This is a genomic window from Paraburkholderia strydomiana (assembly GCF_031456815.1).
Taxonomy (GTDB): domain Bacteria; phylum Pseudomonadota; class Gammaproteobacteria; order Burkholderiales; family Burkholderiaceae; genus Paraburkholderia; species Paraburkholderia caledonica.
Genome location: NZ_JAVDVL010000005.1, coordinates 77,881 through 96,075 on the forward strand (window position 1 = coordinate 77,881; position 18,195 = coordinate 96,075).

Consider the following 18,195-nt stretch of genomic DNA (forward strand, 5'->3'; position numbering starts at 1 on the left):
AAAGTCGCACCGTTCCAATCTCAACCCATGTGCGGGAGACCTGAACAATGACGCAAGACTTCAACGCAACGCGCCGTCGCATTCTTCATGGCGCGGGCGCGCTTGCCGTGGCGAGCGCGATGCCGCTCGCCGCGCGAGCCCAATCGAAGCAGATCGTGGTGTCGGACCCGGGCGGCCCCTATACGACCGCTTATCGCGAAGCGTTCTACGATCCGTTCGAGAAAGCAACCGGCATCAAGGTCGTGAGCGTCGCGCGTGAATCGCAGCCGGTCGCGCAATTCGCGGCGATGGTGCAGACGAAGAACTATGTGTGGGACGTCACCACGCTCACGCTGTCGGCGGATATTCCGTACCTTGAATCGAAAGGTCTGCTGGAACCCATCGGCCTGAAGACGAGCGACTATCCGGACATCATGCCCGACGCGATCACGCCGAATTGGCTCGGCGTCGACGTGTATTCGACGGTGCTCGCGTATCGCGCGGACAAGTTCAAGGACAACGGCCCGAAATCGTGGGCGGACTTCTGGGACGTAAAGAAATTCCCCGGCCGCCGCTGCCTGCGGCGCAGTCCGCTCGACACGCTCGAACAGGCGCTGCTCGCCGACGGCGCGCCGCTCGACAAGCTCTATCCGCTCGACGTGGACCGCGCGTTCAGGAGCCTCGACAAGATCAAGCCGCACGTCAACATCTGGTGGACCTCGGGCGCGCAAGCCATGCAGGCGATCCAGAGCGGCGACGTCGACATGATCTCGGCATGGAACGGCCGCGCGCAAGCCGCGAAGGACGGCGGCGCGCCGGTCACGATCGTATGGAACCAGGGTCTTTATTCGATCGAAGGGTGGGGCATTCCGAAGGGCACGCCGCGCGCGGACGCCGCAAAGCAGTTCGTGCGCTTTTGCGCCGACGCGAAGCGTCAGGCGCTGCTCACACGCACGCTTGCCTACGGTCCGACCAACAAGAAAGCGTTCGAGACGATCTCCAAAGACCGCGCGACGTTGTTGCCCACGGCGCCCGACAACATTCGCGATATGCGGCTGCCGAGCCCTCAATGGTGGGAAGCGAACCGTCAGAAAGTCACTGAGCGGTTCAATTCCTGGATCATTTCGTAAGGACCGCATCATGAGTTCGAAGCTCGAGGCGATCGGCATTGCAAAGCGCTACGGCGATGCGGTCGCGCTGGAACCGACGGACCTCGCCGTGCAGGCCGGCGAGTTCCTGACGCTGCTCGGTCCGTCGGGCTCGGGCAAGACCACGCTGTTGCAGATGATCTCGGGCCTAGTCGCGCCGAGCGCGGGCCGTATCGAGATCGACGGGCGCGACGTCACGCATGTCGAGCCCGGCAAGCGCGGCATCGGCATGGTGTTTCAGAGCTACGCGCTCTTTCCGCACATGAGCGTGTGGGACAACGTCGCGTACGGTTTGCGCATGCGACGCAAGTCGCGCGACGAAGTGCGCGGGGCCGTCGACGACGCACTCGCGATGGTTCGCATGACCGAATATGCCAAGCGCTTTCCCAAGGAATTGTCGGGCGGCCAACAGCAGAGGATCGCGCTTGCGCGCTGCTTTGCGTACCGGCCTTCGGTGATTCTGCTCGACGAGCCGCTCGGCGCGCTCGACAAGAAACTGCGCGAGCATATGCAGTCGGAGATTCGCCGCTTGCATAAGGAGCTCGGCGCAACGTTCGTATATGTCACGCACGATCAGGACGAAGCCCTCACACTGTCCGACCGCATCTGCCTGATGAATCAGGCGCGCATCGAGCAGGTGGGCACGCCTGCCGATCTGTACGACCGTCCCGCGACGCGCTTCGCGGCCGGCTTCATCGGTCATTCGAACCTGCTCGAAGGCGCGCTCGACGATACGCGCGGCGCAAGCGGCGAGGCGATTCTGCTCGCGGCGGGCGGCCGCATTCCGCTGCCAATGAACGCAATGAACGCATCCGTTGCATCCGGCGCGGCCGGCACCCGTCACACGCTGCTGGTCCGCCCGGAGGCGCCGCGACTTGTCGAACCCGAACGCGGCTTTGTCGACGGCACGATTGCGGACATCGTGTTCTTCGGCAGCGATACACGTGTGCAACTCGCGATGAACGACGGCAGCGAACTCACCGTGCGCTGCGAGCGCAGCCTCTCGCCGCGCATCGGCGACAAGGTCGGCCTCGTGTGGGACCCGTATCGCACGACGCTTCTGCAGGCCTGAGAGGACCACGATGACCATCGCTCTTCACGCGCACCGCGAGAACGAAGCCTCGCGCCGCGGCCGCTCCGTGTGGCTCGCGCGCTGCATGCGCTTTTTGCCGATCGTGCCGACGCTAGTGTTCCTGCTGGTGTTCTTTATCGTGCCGGTCGGCGAAATTCTTCAAGGCGGACTTGTCAGCGCCGAAGGGCAGGTCGGCTTCGCGCAGTTCGAGCGCATTGCACGCACACCGGTCTACGCCAAAGTGTTGTGGATCACCTTCGCCATTTCGTTCATGACGGCGGCGCTATCCATTCTGCTCGGCTATCCGGTTGCCTACATGCTGAGCCGTCTGTCTGAGCGAGCACGCGAACGCTGGCTGCTGTGGATCATGCTGCCGTTCTGGACCAGTTATCTGGTGAAGACTTACGCATGGATGTTGCTGCTTTCGAAGACCGGCGTGCTGTCGACCATCGCGTTATCGCTCGGCCTCGTGCGCGAGACGAGCGGCACGATTCCATCGCTCACCGGCGTGCTGATCGGCATGGTGCATTCGATGCTGCCGCTCGCCGTGATGACCATGCTGCCGGTCATGCGCGGCATCGACGATCGGCTCACGCAAGCCGCCGAAACGCTCGGCGCCGAACGCAGCACGAGCTTTTTCACGGTGTTTCTGCCACTGTCCTCGCCGGGCGTCGCGGCGGCCGGCCTGCTGGTGTTTATATCGAGCCTCGGCTTCTTCATCGTGCCGGCGCTGCTCGGCTCGCCGAAGGAGACGATGATCGCGCAACTCGTGATCTCGTCGGTGCTGGAGCTTTTCGACATGCGCTTTGCCGGCGCGTTGTCGACCGTGTTGCTGGTCTGCTCGATCGTGATCTTCTTTGTGTACGACCGCATGGTGGGTCTCACGTCGCTCACCGGCGAAGTCGCCGAACGCCAGCGCGGCTCGCGTGCGCAAGGCATCAAACTCGCGCTTCTGATCGCGGCGGGGCGCGTGTCCGCGCCGTTCATGATGCGCCGCAAGACGCACGCCGAAGAGGGCGCGCGCGCGGTCAGCCCGCTCGGTTTCTATACGTGCGCGATCATGATCGTGCTCGTCGTGCCGGTGCTTTCCGTGATCCCCTATGCATTCACGAAGAGCGACTACATTTCTTTCCCGCCGAAGCTTTTCAGCGTGCGCTGGTTCGGCACGTTCATGGATTCGCCGGTGTGGCAAAGCGCGATCATCCGCTCGTTCGAAGTCGGTCTCGGCACCGCGCTGCTGTCGCTGCTGCTCGGCTTCGGCGCCACACTCGCGATGACGCGCATGCCGCGCCGCGCGAGCAAGCCGATTTTCGCGCTGCTGGTCGCACCGCTGATCGTGCCGCGTATCGTGGTGGCAGTCGGCCTGCTTTATCTGTTTGGACGCTTCGGCCTTACAGGCACCAACCTCGGCCTCGTGATCGGCCATACGGTGCTCGCCATTCCGTATGTGGTCGTCACGCTCGCTGCCGGCTTCCAACGCTTCGACTGGCGCCTTGACGACGCCGCGCGCGTGATGGGCGCGTCGCCATTGCGGCGCATTACGTCGATCGTGTTGCCGCTTCTCATGGCAAGCGTGACGGCTGCGTTCCTGTTCGCATTCCTCGTTTCGTTCGACGACCTCACGATTGCGATCTTCGTTTCCGGCGGCATCAACTCGACGCTGCCCAAGCAGATGTGGGACGACATCCAGCTTGCGATTACGCCGACACTTGCAGCCGTGTCGACAACGCTCGTCATTCTGATCGCGCTCGTCGTCGCGATTTCCTCCTGGCTCAAGCGCAAGACGCGCTGAGTCTTCGTATTTCGACCGGTTCACACATGCATCGTTATCCAGAATATTTCGCTCACCGGCACACCAACGACGAACTCGACTGCGTACCGCTGCTCGCGGCGGGATTGCGCCGCGACCCCGCGCGCACCATCGTGCACTTCGAGGATCGCGCGATTTCGTGCGAAGACGCCGCGCGCCACGTCGTGCAATTGCAGCGCTGGTTTGCCGCGCAAGGTCTGAGGCAGGGCGACCGCGTTGCCGTGATGCTCGGCAACAGTCCCGAGCATATTCATCTGATCTACGCGCTGCATTTGAGCGGTCTGGTGTGGGTGCCTGTTAACACGAAGCTGCGCGCGGCGGGCCTCGAATATCTGCTGCAGCATGCAGAGCCCAAGCTCTTCGTTGTCGACGATGAATTCGACGCGGTGACGGCGCAGCTCGATTGCGGCGCGGCGCGCCGCACGCATCTGCCGGCATTCGATGCGCACGATACGAGCGCGGAATTCGCGACGCCGGCTATCGGCGTGCACGATCCGTTGTGCATCATCTACACGTCCGGTACGACCGGCGCGCCGAAAGGTGTCGTCTTCACGCACCGGATGATGCGTATCGCGAGCGAGGCGGCACTTCGCGTGGCGGACGTGCGCGACAGCGACAGGCTCTTTCTGTGGGAGCCGTTGTGCCACATCGGCGGTGCTCAGATGCTGCTGCTGCCGTTTCTTGCCAACGTGACGCTGCACGCCGTGCCGCGCTTCTCCGCATCGCAGTTCTGGACGCAGATCGAGCGCGCGGGCGCGACGCAACTCCATTATCTCGGCGGCGTGCTCGATATCCTGATGCAGTTGCCCGAGAGGGAACAACCCGTAAAGCACACGTTGCGCGTTGCGTGGGGCGCGGGCGTGAGCGCATCATCGTGGGAGCCGATTCATACGCGGTTGAAGGTGTCGCTGCGCGAGTGCTACGGCATGACCGAATGTTCGAGCTTCGCTACGGCGAACGTGACGGGCAAGGCCGGTTCGATCGGCCGTGCGTTGCCGTGGATCGACATCGCATTGCTCGATGAAAATGGCCGTCCGGTGAAAGAGGGCGAGGCGGGCGAGATTGTGCTGACAAGCAAGGTAGAGGGCACTTTTTTGCCGGCGTATCTGAAGAATCCCGACGCAACCAGAGCCGCTTTGCGCAACGGCCGGCTTCATACCGGCGACCGGGCGCGCCGCGATGCGGACGGCGATCTGTTCTTTATCGGCCGACAGACGGACAGCATGCGCGTGCGCGGCGAGAACGTGTCCGCCTGGGAAATCGAACGCATTTTTGCGGCGCATCCGGCGATCCGCGCTAGCGCGGCAATTGGTGTCGCGTCGGCGATCGGCGAGCAGGACATCTTGCTCGACGTGCAGTTCAAGGACGAACCGGTGGAGTGGCCAGCATTGCACGCGTGGGCGTGCGAGCGGCTCGCAAGTTTCCAGTTGCCGCGCTATTACCGCGCGGTGGCCGGCTTCGAGATGACGGCGAGCGAGCGCGTGAAGAAACACCTGCTGTCCCGCGACACTGGGAATGCGTGGGACCGGCTCGCTACCGCAAAGCAGTAGCTATCGTATATAGATAACGTTTTAGGGCTATGCGATAATTCTCCGTTCAAACCGGATACGAACTGACCTGATGAGCGACGAGCCCAAAGCCCCGCGCAAGCGCAAGACTTCTGCGGCAAAGCCGTCGGCCGAAGCCGTCGACCCGACCGCGTCTTCGCTTTACGTGCAGTCCGTGGAAAAGGCGATGAAGGTGCTCACCGCGTTCGACGGCAGCAAGCGTCAGTTGTCGCTCTCGGAAATCTCGTCGTTCACGGGTTTCGACATGAGCGCGACGCAGCGCTTCACTTATACGCTCGCTGCGCTCGGTTATCTCTTCAAAGACCCGGACAGTCGCAAGTACGAATTGTCGCCGCGGCTTCTGGACTTCACGTATCACTATCTCACGTCGAACGATCTCGTGAGCCGTGCGACGCCTTATCTGCAGCAGCTCGGCTCCGAGACGGAAGAGGCAACCAACCTCACCGTGCTGGACGATACGGACATCGTGTTCGTGCTGCGGATCGTGAGCCGCAACGTGTTCAACGCACATGTCATCACGGGCTCGCGGCTGCCCGCCTATTGCACCGCGCCCGGCCTCGCTATTCTGGCGACGCTCGCCGACGGCGAAATCGACGACATTCTGTCGCGCACGAATCTCGTGGCGTACACGGCGTCCACCGTCTACCAGCCGCGCAAGATCAGAGAGCGGATCGCGCAGATCCGCAAGCAGGGCTACGCGCATACCGAAGACGAATACTTCGTGAGCGATATTTCGACGGCGGCGGCGATCACGAACGCGCACGGGCGCGGCATCGGCGCGGTCAATATTGCGGTGGCCCGCTCGCGCTGGCAGGCGGATCGCGACGAGAAGCGCTTCGCCGATCTGGTCATTTCAACGGCCTCTGCAATTTCCACACGGCGGCGCGTCGAATAGCGGCGCTGTTCTTACTTCCCCCGGTTGTGCCGGGCTTTGCGCGCCGTAATTCGGTTCGCGGCACGCGCCATGCTGGATTCCTTGAAAACGGCGAGCGCCGTGAAATCGGGAGACAGTCATGAGTATGCTGAAAGTGGCAGGTGTCGCGTTGGTGCTGTGCGTGAGCAGCACGGTCTATGCGCAGCAAAGCGGTAACGCGCCGGCGAACAGTGGCACGCAGAGCGGCACGCAGGCGCAGCCTGGACAGGCCGGGCACACCGTCGACGAGCCCGCGGCCATGGGCGCGCCCGGCAACAAACCGGGAACGCTGATGGATAAGCGCGCAAACGCGCTGTCGCCGCAAGGAGCGTCCGGGACGGGCCGAACGGGTGAGGTCAAGCAGTAAAGGCTGCGAGAACGCTGGCGCGCCCGTCCATGACAAGGCGCGCTACGATCGCAGTCAGCGTCGTCATGTAGCTGCGCGCGCGGTCGCCGATGCTTCCGGTCCCGGAGGCCGTTGGCGCATGCAGAATCGCGTGAGGGAGTGCGCTGCGTCAGCGCGGCACGAGGTGTCTGCTCTCGTAGGCCTCTTTCCGATTGCCACGCGCGCCGTGATTCGGGTAGTTCGCGGTGGCAGCGCCTTGGTGCCTGACCGAGCGCGCGGGGATGTATCGGACGGATAGCGAAGCGCTTGATTGCCCGCTTGATTGCCTATAATCGGCTCCGGTGGAGCGGCGGAGTCGATGCGTTATCCGGGGGCGGCTCGCGAGCCGTATTTTTCTTCCCGGCGTGTCGATTTTGATGGTCTTCTTTCGTCGTCCCCATAGCGGCATGCGGCCTCGCCGCTCATCTGGCCGATACTGACAGGAGACGCTCAATGACGATTCAGAAGATCACCCCCTTTCTCTGGTACTCCACCGAAGCCGAGGAGGCTGCGGCCTTCTACACAAGCATCTTTCCGGACTCGCGCATAGTCCGCGTCACGCCGGTGCCGAGCGCCGGTTCGACGAAGGTCGTCGAGTTCGTTCTGTTCGGACAGCCGTTCATTGCCATGAGCTCCCCCGGCAACGAACCGTTCAACCATGCCGTTTCGCTCCTTGTGAATTGCGCCGATCAGGCGGAAGTCGACCGCTACTGGGACGCGCTTCTCGAAGGCGGCGGCTCGCCCGACGCGTGCGGCTGGCTGAAAGACCGCTTCGGCGTGTCGTGGCAAATTGCGCCGGCCGACGTCATCGCCATGATGGCCGATCCGGATCCGGAAAAAGCGCGGCGCACCGCCGAGGCCATGATGAAAATGGTGAAGTTCGACGTCGCCGCGCTAAAGGCGGCGTACGCAGGCACTGCGGGCTAGCACGTGGCACCGAGTCGGGGCGCGAACCGGGCGCGGACCGAGCGGACCGAGCCGGGGCTCGCGCGGTGCTGGCCTGTCCACGGCCCTGGCGGGCGCGTGTAGCCAGCGAACGCGATTCAAGTAGCGGCGCGTTGAACGATGGCGCGACCGTCCGCGTCAATGCGAAGAGACAAACTCCGAACCGGCGTGCGCGGGCGGTATGGCGAAACTTGCCCGCATGCGCCGCGCTTCCGCGGCAGGCGTGAGTCCGAAAAGCCGCTTGAACTCGCGATTGAACTGCGACGTGCTCGCATAACCGACCGCATTGCTTGCGGCCTCGGCCGTCATGTCCTGTCGCAACATCAGCAAGCGGGCCTGGTGCAGGCGCGTCGACTTCACGTACTGCATCGGCGATGTACGCGTGATCGCCTTGAAGTGCGTATGAAACGTGGGAACGCTCATGCCGGCTTCGCTCGCGAGTTCCGCGAGGTCGAGCGCGTCGGCGTAGTCGGAATGAATGCGGCGCAGCGCTTTGCCAATCTTGCCGAACTGCCCGTTCATGCCCAGCGCGGCGCGCATCACGCTGCCTTGCGCACCTGTGAGAACCCGAAAGTACAGTTCGCGCAATAACCCTGGGCCAAGAACCGCTGCATCGAGCGGGCGGTTCATCGCTTCCAGGAAGCGCAGCACCGAGTCTCGCAGCGCCTCGTCCATTGGGCTCGACATCATGCTCTGCGGCGCTTGCGCGTGATTGGGCATTTCATGACGCTCGATCTGGGCCATCAGTTCGGCGGCCAGCTTGAAGTCGAGGTGCACGTAGATAGCGAGGAGCGGGTGCTCCGGCGTCGCATCGGTCTCCATAGTGAAGGGCACTGGCACCGACACCGCGAGATAGTGCTGCTCGTCGTACACGTAAAGCTGATCGCCGAAATAGCCGCGCTTGCGTCCCTGGCAGACGATCACGATGCCGGGGTCGTACAGCACGGGCGTGGACGACAACGGCCGGTCGGAGCGCAGGATGCGAACGCCCGGCAAGGCCGTCAGGTTGTAGCCCTCCTGGGGCGCCAGTGCGCGCAGTAGGGCCGCCATTTTCTGCTGATCCTGACGAACAGGTCGGCGAGCAGGTCGGCTGGCAGCGCGCGCCTCCAAGGGCGTTTTTTCGGTCGTCATAAGAATAGGCAAGAAAAATCCACGATTCGGCCTCAAACCGGCGGGTTGAAGAGAATAGTATGCACTTCCTGTTCAACTTGAGAAAGGAGGCATCATGGCATCGACCAAGACTTTGCTGATCACCGGCGTGAGCAGCGGCTTCGGCCGCGCGCTCGCTCAGGAAGCGCTTGCGGCGGGTCATCGTGTGATTGGCACGGTGCGCAGCGAAGCGTCGAAAAGAGAGTTCGAGGCGCTTGCACCTGACAGCGCATGGGGCCGCGTGCTGGACGTGACCGACTTCGACGCTATCGACGGCGTCGTGGCTGAAGTGGAGGCCAATGTCGGCCCAGTGGATGTCCTCGTGAACAATGCCGGTTACGGCCACGAAGGCGTGCTGGAAGAGTCGCCGCTCGGCGAAATGCGGCGGCAGTTCGACGTGAACGTGTTCGGTGCAGTGGCAATGATCAAAGCAGTACTGCCGTACATGCGCAAACGCCGCCGTGGCCACATCCTCAACATCACGTCGATGGGCGGCTACATCACGATGCCGGGCATCGCCTATTACTGCGGCAGCAAATTTGCGCTCGAGGGCATTTCGGAAGCGCTCGGCAAGGAAGTCGAGCCGTTCGGCATCGCGGTGACTGCCGTGGCGCCGGGCTCTTTTCGCACCGACTGGGCAGGCCGCTCGATGGCGCGCACGCCGCGCTCCATCCCGGATTACGACGCCTTGTTCGATCCGGTGCGCAAGGCTCGCGAAGAGAAGAGCGGCAAGCAGACCGGCGACCCGGTCAAGGCTGCACGCGCCATGCTGGCCGCGATCTCTGCCGGGCGGCCGCCCGCGCACCTGCTGCTGGGCAGCGATGCGCTCAGCCTCGTGCGCACGAAACTGTCGGCATTGTCCGATGAAATCGCCGCGTGGGAATCCGTCACGCTGTCCACCGACGTCTGAACGTAGTGCTGGATGAGGAGTGTGATCGCCTTATGCCTAACAAAGAAGCAAGGCGGTCCTTTCTGATTGCGCTTCATGGCAGCACCGTCACAAGCACGGCGACACCTGGCAGACGCCGGGACGCTGTGCGCGTGGGCCATGCGCTTCAGCGGCGCTCATAGAGCACGCGCTTGCCGCCGCAAACAGGCAGAGCGTCGCCAGTCAGCACACGCGTCCCGCGTGCGGCTCGTTGCACCGCGCCACGATGCGCTGCACGCAGACGGTGCTGCGTCGCACCATTGTTGCGCTTCCATGCCTCGCAATGCCTCTGCTCCGGTCGAGCGGTTCGGCGCGGCGACATGTGCGGTGGCTTAACCGGCGGGCGTTGCGCGCCGTGACTGTGTTGCTGTTCTCCGATGGCATGGGCTTTGCATTAAGAAGGCAGCGGATCAATGACGATCCGGCCCGCACGCAGCAAGAAGTCCCTTCGTAGATTACTGGTTCGGACAACGGCGTCCCACGAATACAGTCGCTCTGGCGATTGCATCCGCGGGACGTTTTTTATTTGCCGTCCGGATTGTGTCGCGAACCGCGTCGCGAGCGGATGAAACCGAATGACGCCGTATGAACCGCCTGACAACTACCTACATGAGTGAGGAACCCAGCATGAGCAACGAACAGACTTCGGCTTCCTGGATGCCCGTATGCGCGCTCGATGACATCGTTCCGAATACGGGCGTCTGCGCGCTCGTCAACGGCGAGCAGGTAGCGGTATTTCACGTCGCGGACGGCGAGGGCGGCGTGTTCGCAATCGACAATTTCGATCCGGGCTCGCGCGCGGCGGTACTTTCGCGCGGGCTGATCGGCAGCCTCGGGGAGCGCATCGTGGTCGCTTCGCCGATCTACAAGCATCACTTCGACCTGCGCACCGGCGAGTGCCTCGAAGCACCCGAGAATTCGGTGAGTGCGTATCTCGTGCGCGTCGAGGGCGGCAAGGTGTGGGTCGCGGCATGAAAGCGGAAATCGATGCGCGCTTGCCGCGAGGCATACCATTGGCAACGCCCTCACGCTCGCGTCTCGTCGTGATCGGCAACGGCATGGCCGGCATGCGCACGGTCGAGGAACTGCTCAAGCTCGCGCCGGATCTCTACGACATCACCGTGTTCGGCGCGGAGCCATACGGCAACTACAACCGCATCATGCTTTCGCCAGTGCTGGCGGGCGAGAAGAGCGTCGACGACATCATTCTCAATTCGCGTAGCTGGTATGAAGAGAACGGGATTCGTCTGCATGCCGGCGATCCGGTGGTCGCAATCGACCGTACGCGCCGCATCGTGCGCTCCAGGAATGGCGTCGAAGCGGGTTATGACCGGCTGCTGATCGCAACGGGATCGAAGCCGTTTCTCATTCCCGTGCCCGGTCACACTCTGCCGGGTGTGATCGCGTTCCGCGATATTCAGGATGTCGAAACGATGCTCGATGCGGCACGCAGTCATCGTCACGCGGTCGTGATCGGCGGAGGTTTGCTTGGTCTCGAAGCCGCGAACGGGCTCATGCGCCAGGGCATGTCTGTAACGGTCGTGCACGTCACGGACAGCCTGATGGACCGCCAGCTCGACCGAAGCGCGTCGGCCTTGTTGCAGCAGGCGCTGGAGCGCAAGGGTTTGCGTTTCCTGCTGAAGGCGAATACCGCGGAAATCGTCGGACCGGATCGCGTCACCGCGGTGCGTTTTGACGACGGCACGGAGGTCCCCGCGGATCTCGTGGTGATGACGGCCGGTGTGCGGCCGAACATCGACCTCGCGAAACAGGCGGGGCTGCATTGCGACCGCGCGATCGTCGTCGACGACACGTTGCAGACCTACGATCCGCGCATCTATGCGGTCGGCGAATGTGTGCAGCATCGCACCGCGACGTTCGGCCTCGTCGCGCCGATCTGGGACCAGGCGCGCGTGTGCGGCGCACATCTCGCCGGCGCGGGTCATCGCCGTTATGTGCAACGTGCGACGGCGACGAAGCTGAAGGTCACCGGCGTCGAACTGTATTCGGCCGGCGATTTCATCGGCGGTCCGGACAGCGAAGACCTCGTGCTGCGCGATCCGCGCCGCGGCGTCTATAAGCGTCTGGTGATCGAAGATGACCGCGTGATCGGCGCGGTGCTATACGGCGACGTGAAAGAAGGCGCGTGGTATTTCGACCTGATCCAGAGCCGTACCGACATTTCTTCGCTGCGCAGCCATTTGCTGTTCGGCAAAACGCTCTGCGAAACGCAGGCCGCCTGACCTGGAAGACACCGTGAGTTTCCCCATCGCTATTTCGAGCGCGGCCGACGACAGCCGCAACACTGTCAGGACCACCTGCCCGTATTGCGGCGTCGGTTGCGGCGTGCGCGTCAGCGCGCGGCCAGACGGCGGACATGACATGGCAGGCGACGAACTGCATCCCGCGAACTTCGGACGCCTGTGCGTGAAAGGCTCAGCGCTCGGCGAAACGATCGGACTCGACGGACGGTTGCTTCATCCGAAGATGCGCGAGCCCGGGAGCGGCGTCTTGCGCGACGTGTCGTGGGACGATGCACTCGATGCGGTGGCCGGCGGCTTTCGCAAGATCGTCAACGAGCACGGGCCGGATGCGGTCGCGCTTTACGTCTCGGGGCAGTTGCTGACCGAGGACTACTACGTCGCGAACAAGCTGATGAAGGGCTATGTCGGCAGCGCGAACATCGATACCAATTCGCGGCTGTGCATGTCGTCATCGGTTGCGGGACACAAGCGGGCTTTCGGCGAGGACATCGTGCCGGTCTGCTACGAAGATCTCGAACTGGCCGATCTCGTCGTGCTGGTGGGTTCGAACACGGCGTGGTGTCATCCGATCCTGTTCCAGCGGATTGTCAAGATCAAGGAAGCGCGGCCAGACATGAAGATCGTCGTGATCGATCCGCGCTACACCGCGACCTGCGAGATGGCCGATCTGCATCTGCCGCTGGGCGCGGGCACCGACGTGCGGCTCTTCAACGGCTTGCTTGGCTTTCTCGCGGAACACGGCGCGATAGATGCGCAGTTCGTCGATGCGCATACGAGCGGATTTGCCGAGGCGTTAGCCGCCGCTTCAGCCAGTGATGTGAACGATGATTCGAACGGCGCGGCGACCCGCTTCGACCTCGCCCAATGCGCGAGGGCCTGCAAGCTCGATCCTCACGATCTGCTCGAGTTCTACCGCCTGTTCGCGCGGACCGAGCGCGTGGTGACCGTGTATTCGCAAGGCGTGAACCAGTCGAGCGCCGGCACTGACAAGGTTAATAGCATCATCAATTGCCATTTGCTGACGGGGCGCATCGGCAAGCCCGGAATGGGTCCGTTCTCGTTCACCGGACAGCCAAATGCAATGGGCGGGCGCGAGGTGGGCGGTCTCGCAAACACGCTCGCCGCGCACCTGGAACTCGACAACGCGAAGCATCGCGAAATCGTTCAGCAGTTCTGGGACGCACCTGCGATCGCATCGCGGCCTGGACTCAAAGCGGTCGAACTGTTCGAGGCGATCGAGCAAGGCCGGATCAAGGCGGTCTGGATCATGGGTACCAACCCCGTCGTGAGCCTGCCCGACAGCGACCAGGCGAAACGCGCGCTCGCGCGCTGCGATCTCGTGGTCTGCTCCGACATTGTGGAGCGCACGGACACCAATGCGTTTGCTCACGTACTTCTGCCCGCGCTCGGCTGGGGAGAGAAGGACGGCACCGTCACCAATTCCGAGCGAAGGATTTCGCGGCAACGCGCATTTCTTCCCGCGCCGGGAGAAGCACGCGCGGACTGGAAAATCATTTGCGACGTCGCGCGGCGCATGGGCTATGCAGGTTTCGAGTTCGCGAACCAGCAGGAGATTTTCGATGAGCATGCGCGGCTGAGTGCATGGCGTAACGGGAGCAGCGCGGGCCGTGAAGATGCAGGCGCTGAAGACGCAAGCGTTGAAGACGGCGGCGTGCATCGCGCGTTCAATCTCGCTGGGCTAGTGGGTCTCGGTAGCGAGGGCTATGCCGGTTTGCAACCCGTGCAGTGGCCTGTGCGCGCGGACAACCATCCTGCCGCTCCGGGCACCGTGCGTCTGTTCGACGATCGCCGCTTCAGCCACGCGGACGGCAAGGCGCGCTTCATTGCTACGCCGCCGCGCGCGCCGGCTAACGCGCCCGACGACGACTATCCGCTGACGCTGAACACGGGCCGCGTGCGCGACCAGTGGCACACCATGACCCGCACGGGCAAGTCGGAGAAACTCGCGGGTCATGTCACGGAGGCATTCGTCGACATGCATCCGCAGGACGCGCTGTTGTGCGGCGTGCGCGAAGGCGACCTTGCACGCGTGTCGAGCCGCTGGGGTGCGATGGTCGCGCGCGTGCAATATGGCGGCGGCATGGCGCGCGGCAGCGTGTTCGTGCCGATTCACTGGAACGATCAGGTGGCTTCCGACGCGCGTGTGGGCGCCGTGGTCAATCCATCGGTCGATCCGTTATCCGGCGAGCCCGAGTTCAAACATACGCCGGTGCGGGTCGACAAGTTTCATGTCGCGTGGCACGGCTTCTCGCTGAGCCGGCGCGCTCCGGCGCTCACCGGCATCACGTACTGGACCCGCATTCACGGCACGCAGTTCGTGCGCTATGAACTCGCGGGCCGCAATCCGCTCTCGGAGCAGGGCGATCGCGGCGCCTGGGCGCGGGCGCTGTTGGGCGTCGACGATGCACATGCCGACTGGCTCGAATACGAGGACCGCACCGCCGGTGTCTATCGCGCGGTTCATGTGGTTGACGACCGCATCGAGAACTGTGTTTTCCTGTCGGCGCGTCCCGACTTGCCGGCGCGCGAATGGCTTGCAAGCCTGTTTGCGAAGGACAAGCTCGACGAAGCCGACCGGATTGCCGTGCTAGCGGGCCAACCCATAGGCAAGGGCGCCGATACCGGGCCGACGGTCTGCTCGTGTTTCGGCGTGGGGCGCAATACGATCTGTACGGCGATTCGCGAGCAGGGCTTGAAGACCGCCGCACAGATCACCGCGTGCCTGAAGGCCGGCGGCAACTGCGGGTCGTGCGTGCCGGAGTTGAAGAAGCTGCTGGTCGATACGGAACTGGCGCGCTTGAGTGCGGCTTGAATCGCCGTTGCGCGTGAGGCGTTACGCGTGACTGGCCACACTGCGTCGCGATGAGCTGGCCGCGAGTGCGATGCCTGATGAGGACTCTGTGCTGTGATGCTGAAAAAACTTCAAGCGATGCTTCGTGCAATCGAGCTGAACGGTGTATTCAACGACGACCATAACGCCGGCGTCGTTGTGTCACCCAGTTCCAACGGCGAAGCTGCCGATGGTGGCGCAGCGCAGCGGCATGCGGCGAATCCGCGGCCGGCGCGCTTGCGTGGCCCATGGCGCGCCGAGCGTTCGCGGCGGCGCAGGACGATGCAAGCGACAACGCGTGCCGCTGCTGTCTTCAGGTGATCACGCCCAACTGCCAGGGCACGAACTCGCTTTGCCCGTAGCCGTTCACTTCGCTTTTCGAAGGCACACCCGACGCGCATTCGAGCATCTGCGCGAAAATAGCTTCCCCGAGTTCTTCGATCGAAGCGGACCCGTCTATCACGCCACCGCAGTTAATGTCCATGTCGTCTTCCTGCCGTTCCCACAGCGCGGTATTCGTCGCCAGCTTCAACGAAGGAGAGGGCGCGCAGCCGTAGGCCGAACCGCGCCCTGTCGTGAAGCAGATCAGGTTGGCACCCGCCGCGACCTGGCCCGTTGCGGACACCGGGTCGTAGCCGGGCGAATCCATGAAGACGAATCCCTTCGCGTCGATGCGCTCGGCGTACTGATACACGTCGACGAGGTTTGTCGTGCCGCCTTTGGCCACCGCGCCGAGCGACTTCTCGAGTATCGTCGTCAGGCCGCCGACCTTGTTTCCCGCAGAGGGATTGTTGTCGAGCGCCGCACCGTTTCTCGCGCAATACTCTTCCCACCACGCAATGCGTGCCAGCAGTTTTTCGCCGACCGCGCGACTGACGGCGCGCCGCGTGAGCAGATGTTCCGCGCCGTACACTTCCGGCGTCTCCGAGAGAATCGCCGTGCCGCCGTGCTGCACCAAAAGATCGACCGCAGCACCCAGCGCGGGATTGGCCGAAATACCGGAATATCCGTCGGACCCGCCGCATTGCAGACCGACGATCAGATGCGATGCCGGCAACGGCTCGCGCTTCACACGGTTAGCGTCGGCGAGCATCTCGTTGACCATCGCGATGCCGCGCTCGATTGTCTTCTTCGATCCGCCGGAATCCTGAATCGTGAAGCTGCGCAACTGTTCCGTGTCCTTCAATCCGGCAGACTCGAGCACGCCTGCAATCTGGTTCGTCTCGCAGCCAAGCCCGACGAACAGCACCGAGTGGAAGTTCGGATGAACCGCATATCCGGCAAGCGTGCGGCGCAGAACCGCAAGCCCCTCGCCGAGTGTGTCGATGCCGCAGCCTAGCCCGTGCGTCAATGCGACGACGCCGTCGACATTCGGATAGTCGGCGAGCGCATGCGGATTCACGTCGCGCCGGAAGTGATCGGCGATGGCACGCGCGACGGTGGCCGAACAGTTCACACTCGTCAACACGCCGATGTAGTTGCGTGTTGCAACTCGTCCATCGGCGCGACGAATGCCCATGAAGGTCGCGGGCTCGGCGGCGTATTGCGTTGCATGCACCGCCACGCCGAACTCGTGAGCGCGCGAAAACTCGGCCATGCCCAGATTCTGAACGTGGACGTGCTGGCCACGCTGGATCGGTTGCGTTGCTACTCCGATGATCTGGTTGTAGCGTTTGACCGGCTCGCCTGCAGCGATAGCGCGTGTCGCGATCTTGTGGCCGGGCGGAATCAGTCCGGCGATGACGAGATCTTCCGACGCGATGCGCGCGCCCGACATCAACTGCCGGGTTGCGATGACGACGTCGTCGTTTGCATGCAGGCGAATGACTGCAGGATCGGATTGCGTTGATTGACTGGACATGATGTTCATACCGTTGAATGAGCGTGGCTGCGTTCGGCGTCGTATGCATCGCCTTCGACGGGCAACGGCTCGATTTTTTGCACAATGACGAGGTAGCTGAACGCGCCGAGTACGCAAAATCCTCCCGCCACGCACAGTGGAATCGTGAACGAGCCGTGCGTCAACGAAACCATCAGGCCCGTGAACGTGGTGATCACAATGCCGGCGCAATTAGACGCGAAATTCTGGATGCCGCCGATAGAGGCGACGTGATCGGGCGTAGGAGCGACGTCGGCGGGCAGCGACCAGATGCTCGCAGCGGCAAAAGCGAGGCTTCCATAAGCAATGCCGAAAAAGGCGAGCATCAGGTAGATGTTCGTCGTGAACGCGCATAGCGTGATGACCGACGACAGCAGCATACCGGCGACCATGCAGGTCTTGCGGGCCTTGGTGAGGCTCCAGCCGCGGCGATACAGCGCGTCGGATACGAAGCCGCCGAGCCAGCCGCTAGGAATCGCCATCAACGCCGGAATCATGCCGAGCGTGCCGAGCGACTTCAGCGAAAAACCGCGCGTCTGGACGAGATAGCTGGGAAACCAGGTAATGAAGAAATAGATGACGAAGTTCAGGCAGAAGAAGCCGAGCATCATGCCCCACAGCGTGCGATGCCTGAAGAGCGAGAGCCACGGAACCTTCCGCCCGGGACCGGCGGTTTGCGGGGCATCTCCATCGGACTCGCCGGTCAGATCGCCGCGCGAAGGATTCCGGTAGACCAGGAACCATCCGAGAACCCACACGAAGCCGACCACACCCGTGATGACGAACGACGCTTCCCAGCCAAGCCCACTGATGATGAGCGCCACCACCGGAATGGACAGTGCGGACCCGACCCGCGATCCGCTGTCGAAGATGCTTGTGGCAAGCGCGCGTTGTGCGGGCTTGAACCATTGACTCACGAGCTTCGCGCACGAAGGATAGGCGCCGGCTTCGCCGATGCCTAGCAGCAGACGGCAACCGAACATGGCGCCGACGCTGGTCGCTGCCGCGGTCAGCGCCGTGAACAGCGACCACCAGCCCACCGCGAGCGGCAATGCGATGCGCGCACCGATGCGATCGACGAACCAGCCGAACGGCATCTGCATCAACGCGTAGGTCCAGAAGAAGCCGCTCAGGATAAGACCCATTTGAGCGGGGCCGATATCCAGCGCTTTCTGGATGGCGGGCGCCGCCACGGCCATATTCGCGCGGTCGATGTAGTTGATCGCGATCGCAAGAAAGCACAGCAGTATCACTATCCAACGCATGTTGCGCATATTGTCTCCTTTACTTATTTATGGCGGCCT

Annotated in this window: 14 protein-coding genes; 11 read left to right on the plus strand and 3 right to left on the minus strand. The window is 63.2% G+C overall.

Going from position 1 to position 18,195, the window contains the following annotated elements; genetic code table 11:
• The first annotated feature begins 47 nt into the window (after positions 1–47).
• From J2W46_RS15455 to J2W46_RS15485, 7 genes are all read left to right on the plus strand, one after another.
• On the plus strand, positions 48–1,109 hold the full coding sequence (locus tag J2W46_RS15455; RefSeq protein WP_310354838.1) for an ABC transporter substrate-binding protein: 1,062 nt from the start codon (positions 48–50) through the stop codon (positions 1,107–1,109).
• A 10-nt stretch (positions 1,110–1,119) separates the two neighbouring features.
• Entirely contained in the window at positions 1,120–2,199 is a 1,080-nt protein-coding gene (locus J2W46_RS15460) for an ABC transporter ATP-binding protein (protein WP_020065675.1), read from the plus strand.
• 10 nt (positions 2,200–2,209) lie between these two features.
• On the plus strand, positions 2,210–3,991 hold the full coding sequence (locus J2W46_RS15465) for an ABC transporter permease subunit (protein WP_310354839.1): 1,782 nt from the start codon (positions 2,210–2,212) through the stop codon (positions 3,989–3,991).
• Between the two features lie 26 nt (positions 3,992–4,017).
• On the plus strand, positions 4,018–5,559 hold the full coding sequence (locus J2W46_RS15470) for an AMP-binding protein (RefSeq protein ID WP_310354842.1): 1,542 nt from the start codon (positions 4,018–4,020) through the stop codon (positions 5,557–5,559).
• A gap of 70 nt (positions 5,560–5,629) precedes the next feature.
• A complete protein-coding gene (locus J2W46_RS15475) occupies positions 5,630–6,472 on the plus strand; it encodes an IclR family transcriptional regulator (RefSeq protein ID WP_020065678.1) in 843 nt (280 codons plus the stop codon).
• Between the two features lie 118 nt (positions 6,473–6,590).
• Positions 6,591–6,857, plus strand: coding sequence for a hypothetical protein (locus J2W46_RS15480; protein ID WP_020065679.1), 267 nt, complete (start codon positions 6,591–6,593; stop codon positions 6,855–6,857).
• Between the two features lie 471 nt (positions 6,858–7,328).
• Positions 7,329–7,802 (plus strand): VOC family protein, encoded by a 474-nt coding sequence (locus J2W46_RS15485; RefSeq protein ID WP_087752184.1) that lies wholly within the window; start codon positions 7,329–7,331, stop codon positions 7,800–7,802.
• A 156-nt stretch (positions 7,803–7,958) separates the two neighbouring features.
• Here J2W46_RS15485 and J2W46_RS15490 read toward each other — a convergent pair whose 3' ends face one another.
• Positions 7,959–8,870, minus strand: coding sequence for an AraC family transcriptional regulator (locus tag J2W46_RS15490; protein WP_310354844.1), 912 nt, complete (start codon positions 8,868–8,870; stop codon positions 7,959–7,961).
• Between the two features lie 175 nt (positions 8,871–9,045).
• Here J2W46_RS15490 and J2W46_RS15495 point away from each other — a divergent pair, with 175 nt between their 5' ends.
• The 4 genes from J2W46_RS15495 to J2W46_RS15510 all read left to right on the plus strand — a co-directional run bounded on the left by J2W46_RS15495 (position 9,046) and on the right by J2W46_RS15510 (position 14,994).
• Complete coding sequence (locus tag J2W46_RS15495; protein ID WP_310354845.1) at positions 9,046–9,879, plus strand: oxidoreductase; 834 nt, start codon at positions 9,046–9,048, stop codon at positions 9,877–9,879.
• Between the two features lie 645 nt (positions 9,880–10,524).
• Positions 10,525–10,872, plus strand: coding sequence for a nitrite reductase small subunit NirD (gene nirD, locus J2W46_RS15500; protein WP_310354846.1), 348 nt, complete (start codon positions 10,525–10,527; stop codon positions 10,870–10,872).
• Positions 10,869–12,140 carry an NAD(P)/FAD-dependent oxidoreductase gene (locus tag J2W46_RS15505; protein WP_310354847.1) on the plus strand — a complete coding sequence of 424 codons (1,272 nt, stop codon included), beginning with the start codon at positions 10,869–10,871 and terminating at the stop codon, positions 12,138–12,140. Before nirD ends, J2W46_RS15505 begins: the two co-directional genes overlap by 4 nt.
• Before the next feature lie 13 nt (positions 12,141–12,153).
• Positions 12,154–14,994: a molybdopterin-dependent oxidoreductase gene (locus tag J2W46_RS15510; RefSeq protein ID WP_310354848.1), complete on the plus strand. Its 2,841-nt coding sequence runs from the start codon at positions 12,154–12,156 to the stop codon at positions 14,992–14,994.
• A gap of 331 nt (positions 14,995–15,325) precedes the next feature.
• Here the strand turns inward: J2W46_RS15510 and J2W46_RS15515 are convergent, their stop codons facing one another.
• Both J2W46_RS15515 and J2W46_RS15520 read right to left on the minus strand, forming a co-directional pair.
• Positions 15,326–16,882: a UxaA family hydrolase gene (locus tag J2W46_RS15515; RefSeq protein ID WP_020065688.1), complete on the minus strand. Its 1,557-nt coding sequence runs from the start codon at positions 16,880–16,882 to the stop codon at positions 15,326–15,328.
• Positions 16,879–18,165 carry an MFS transporter gene (locus J2W46_RS15520; protein ID WP_310354850.1) on the minus strand — a complete coding sequence of 429 codons (1,287 nt, stop codon included), beginning with the start codon at positions 18,163–18,165 and terminating at the stop codon, positions 16,879–16,881. The genes J2W46_RS15515 and J2W46_RS15520 overlap by 4 nt, the downstream gene beginning before the upstream one ends.
• Positions 18,166–18,195 lie beyond the last annotated feature (30 nt).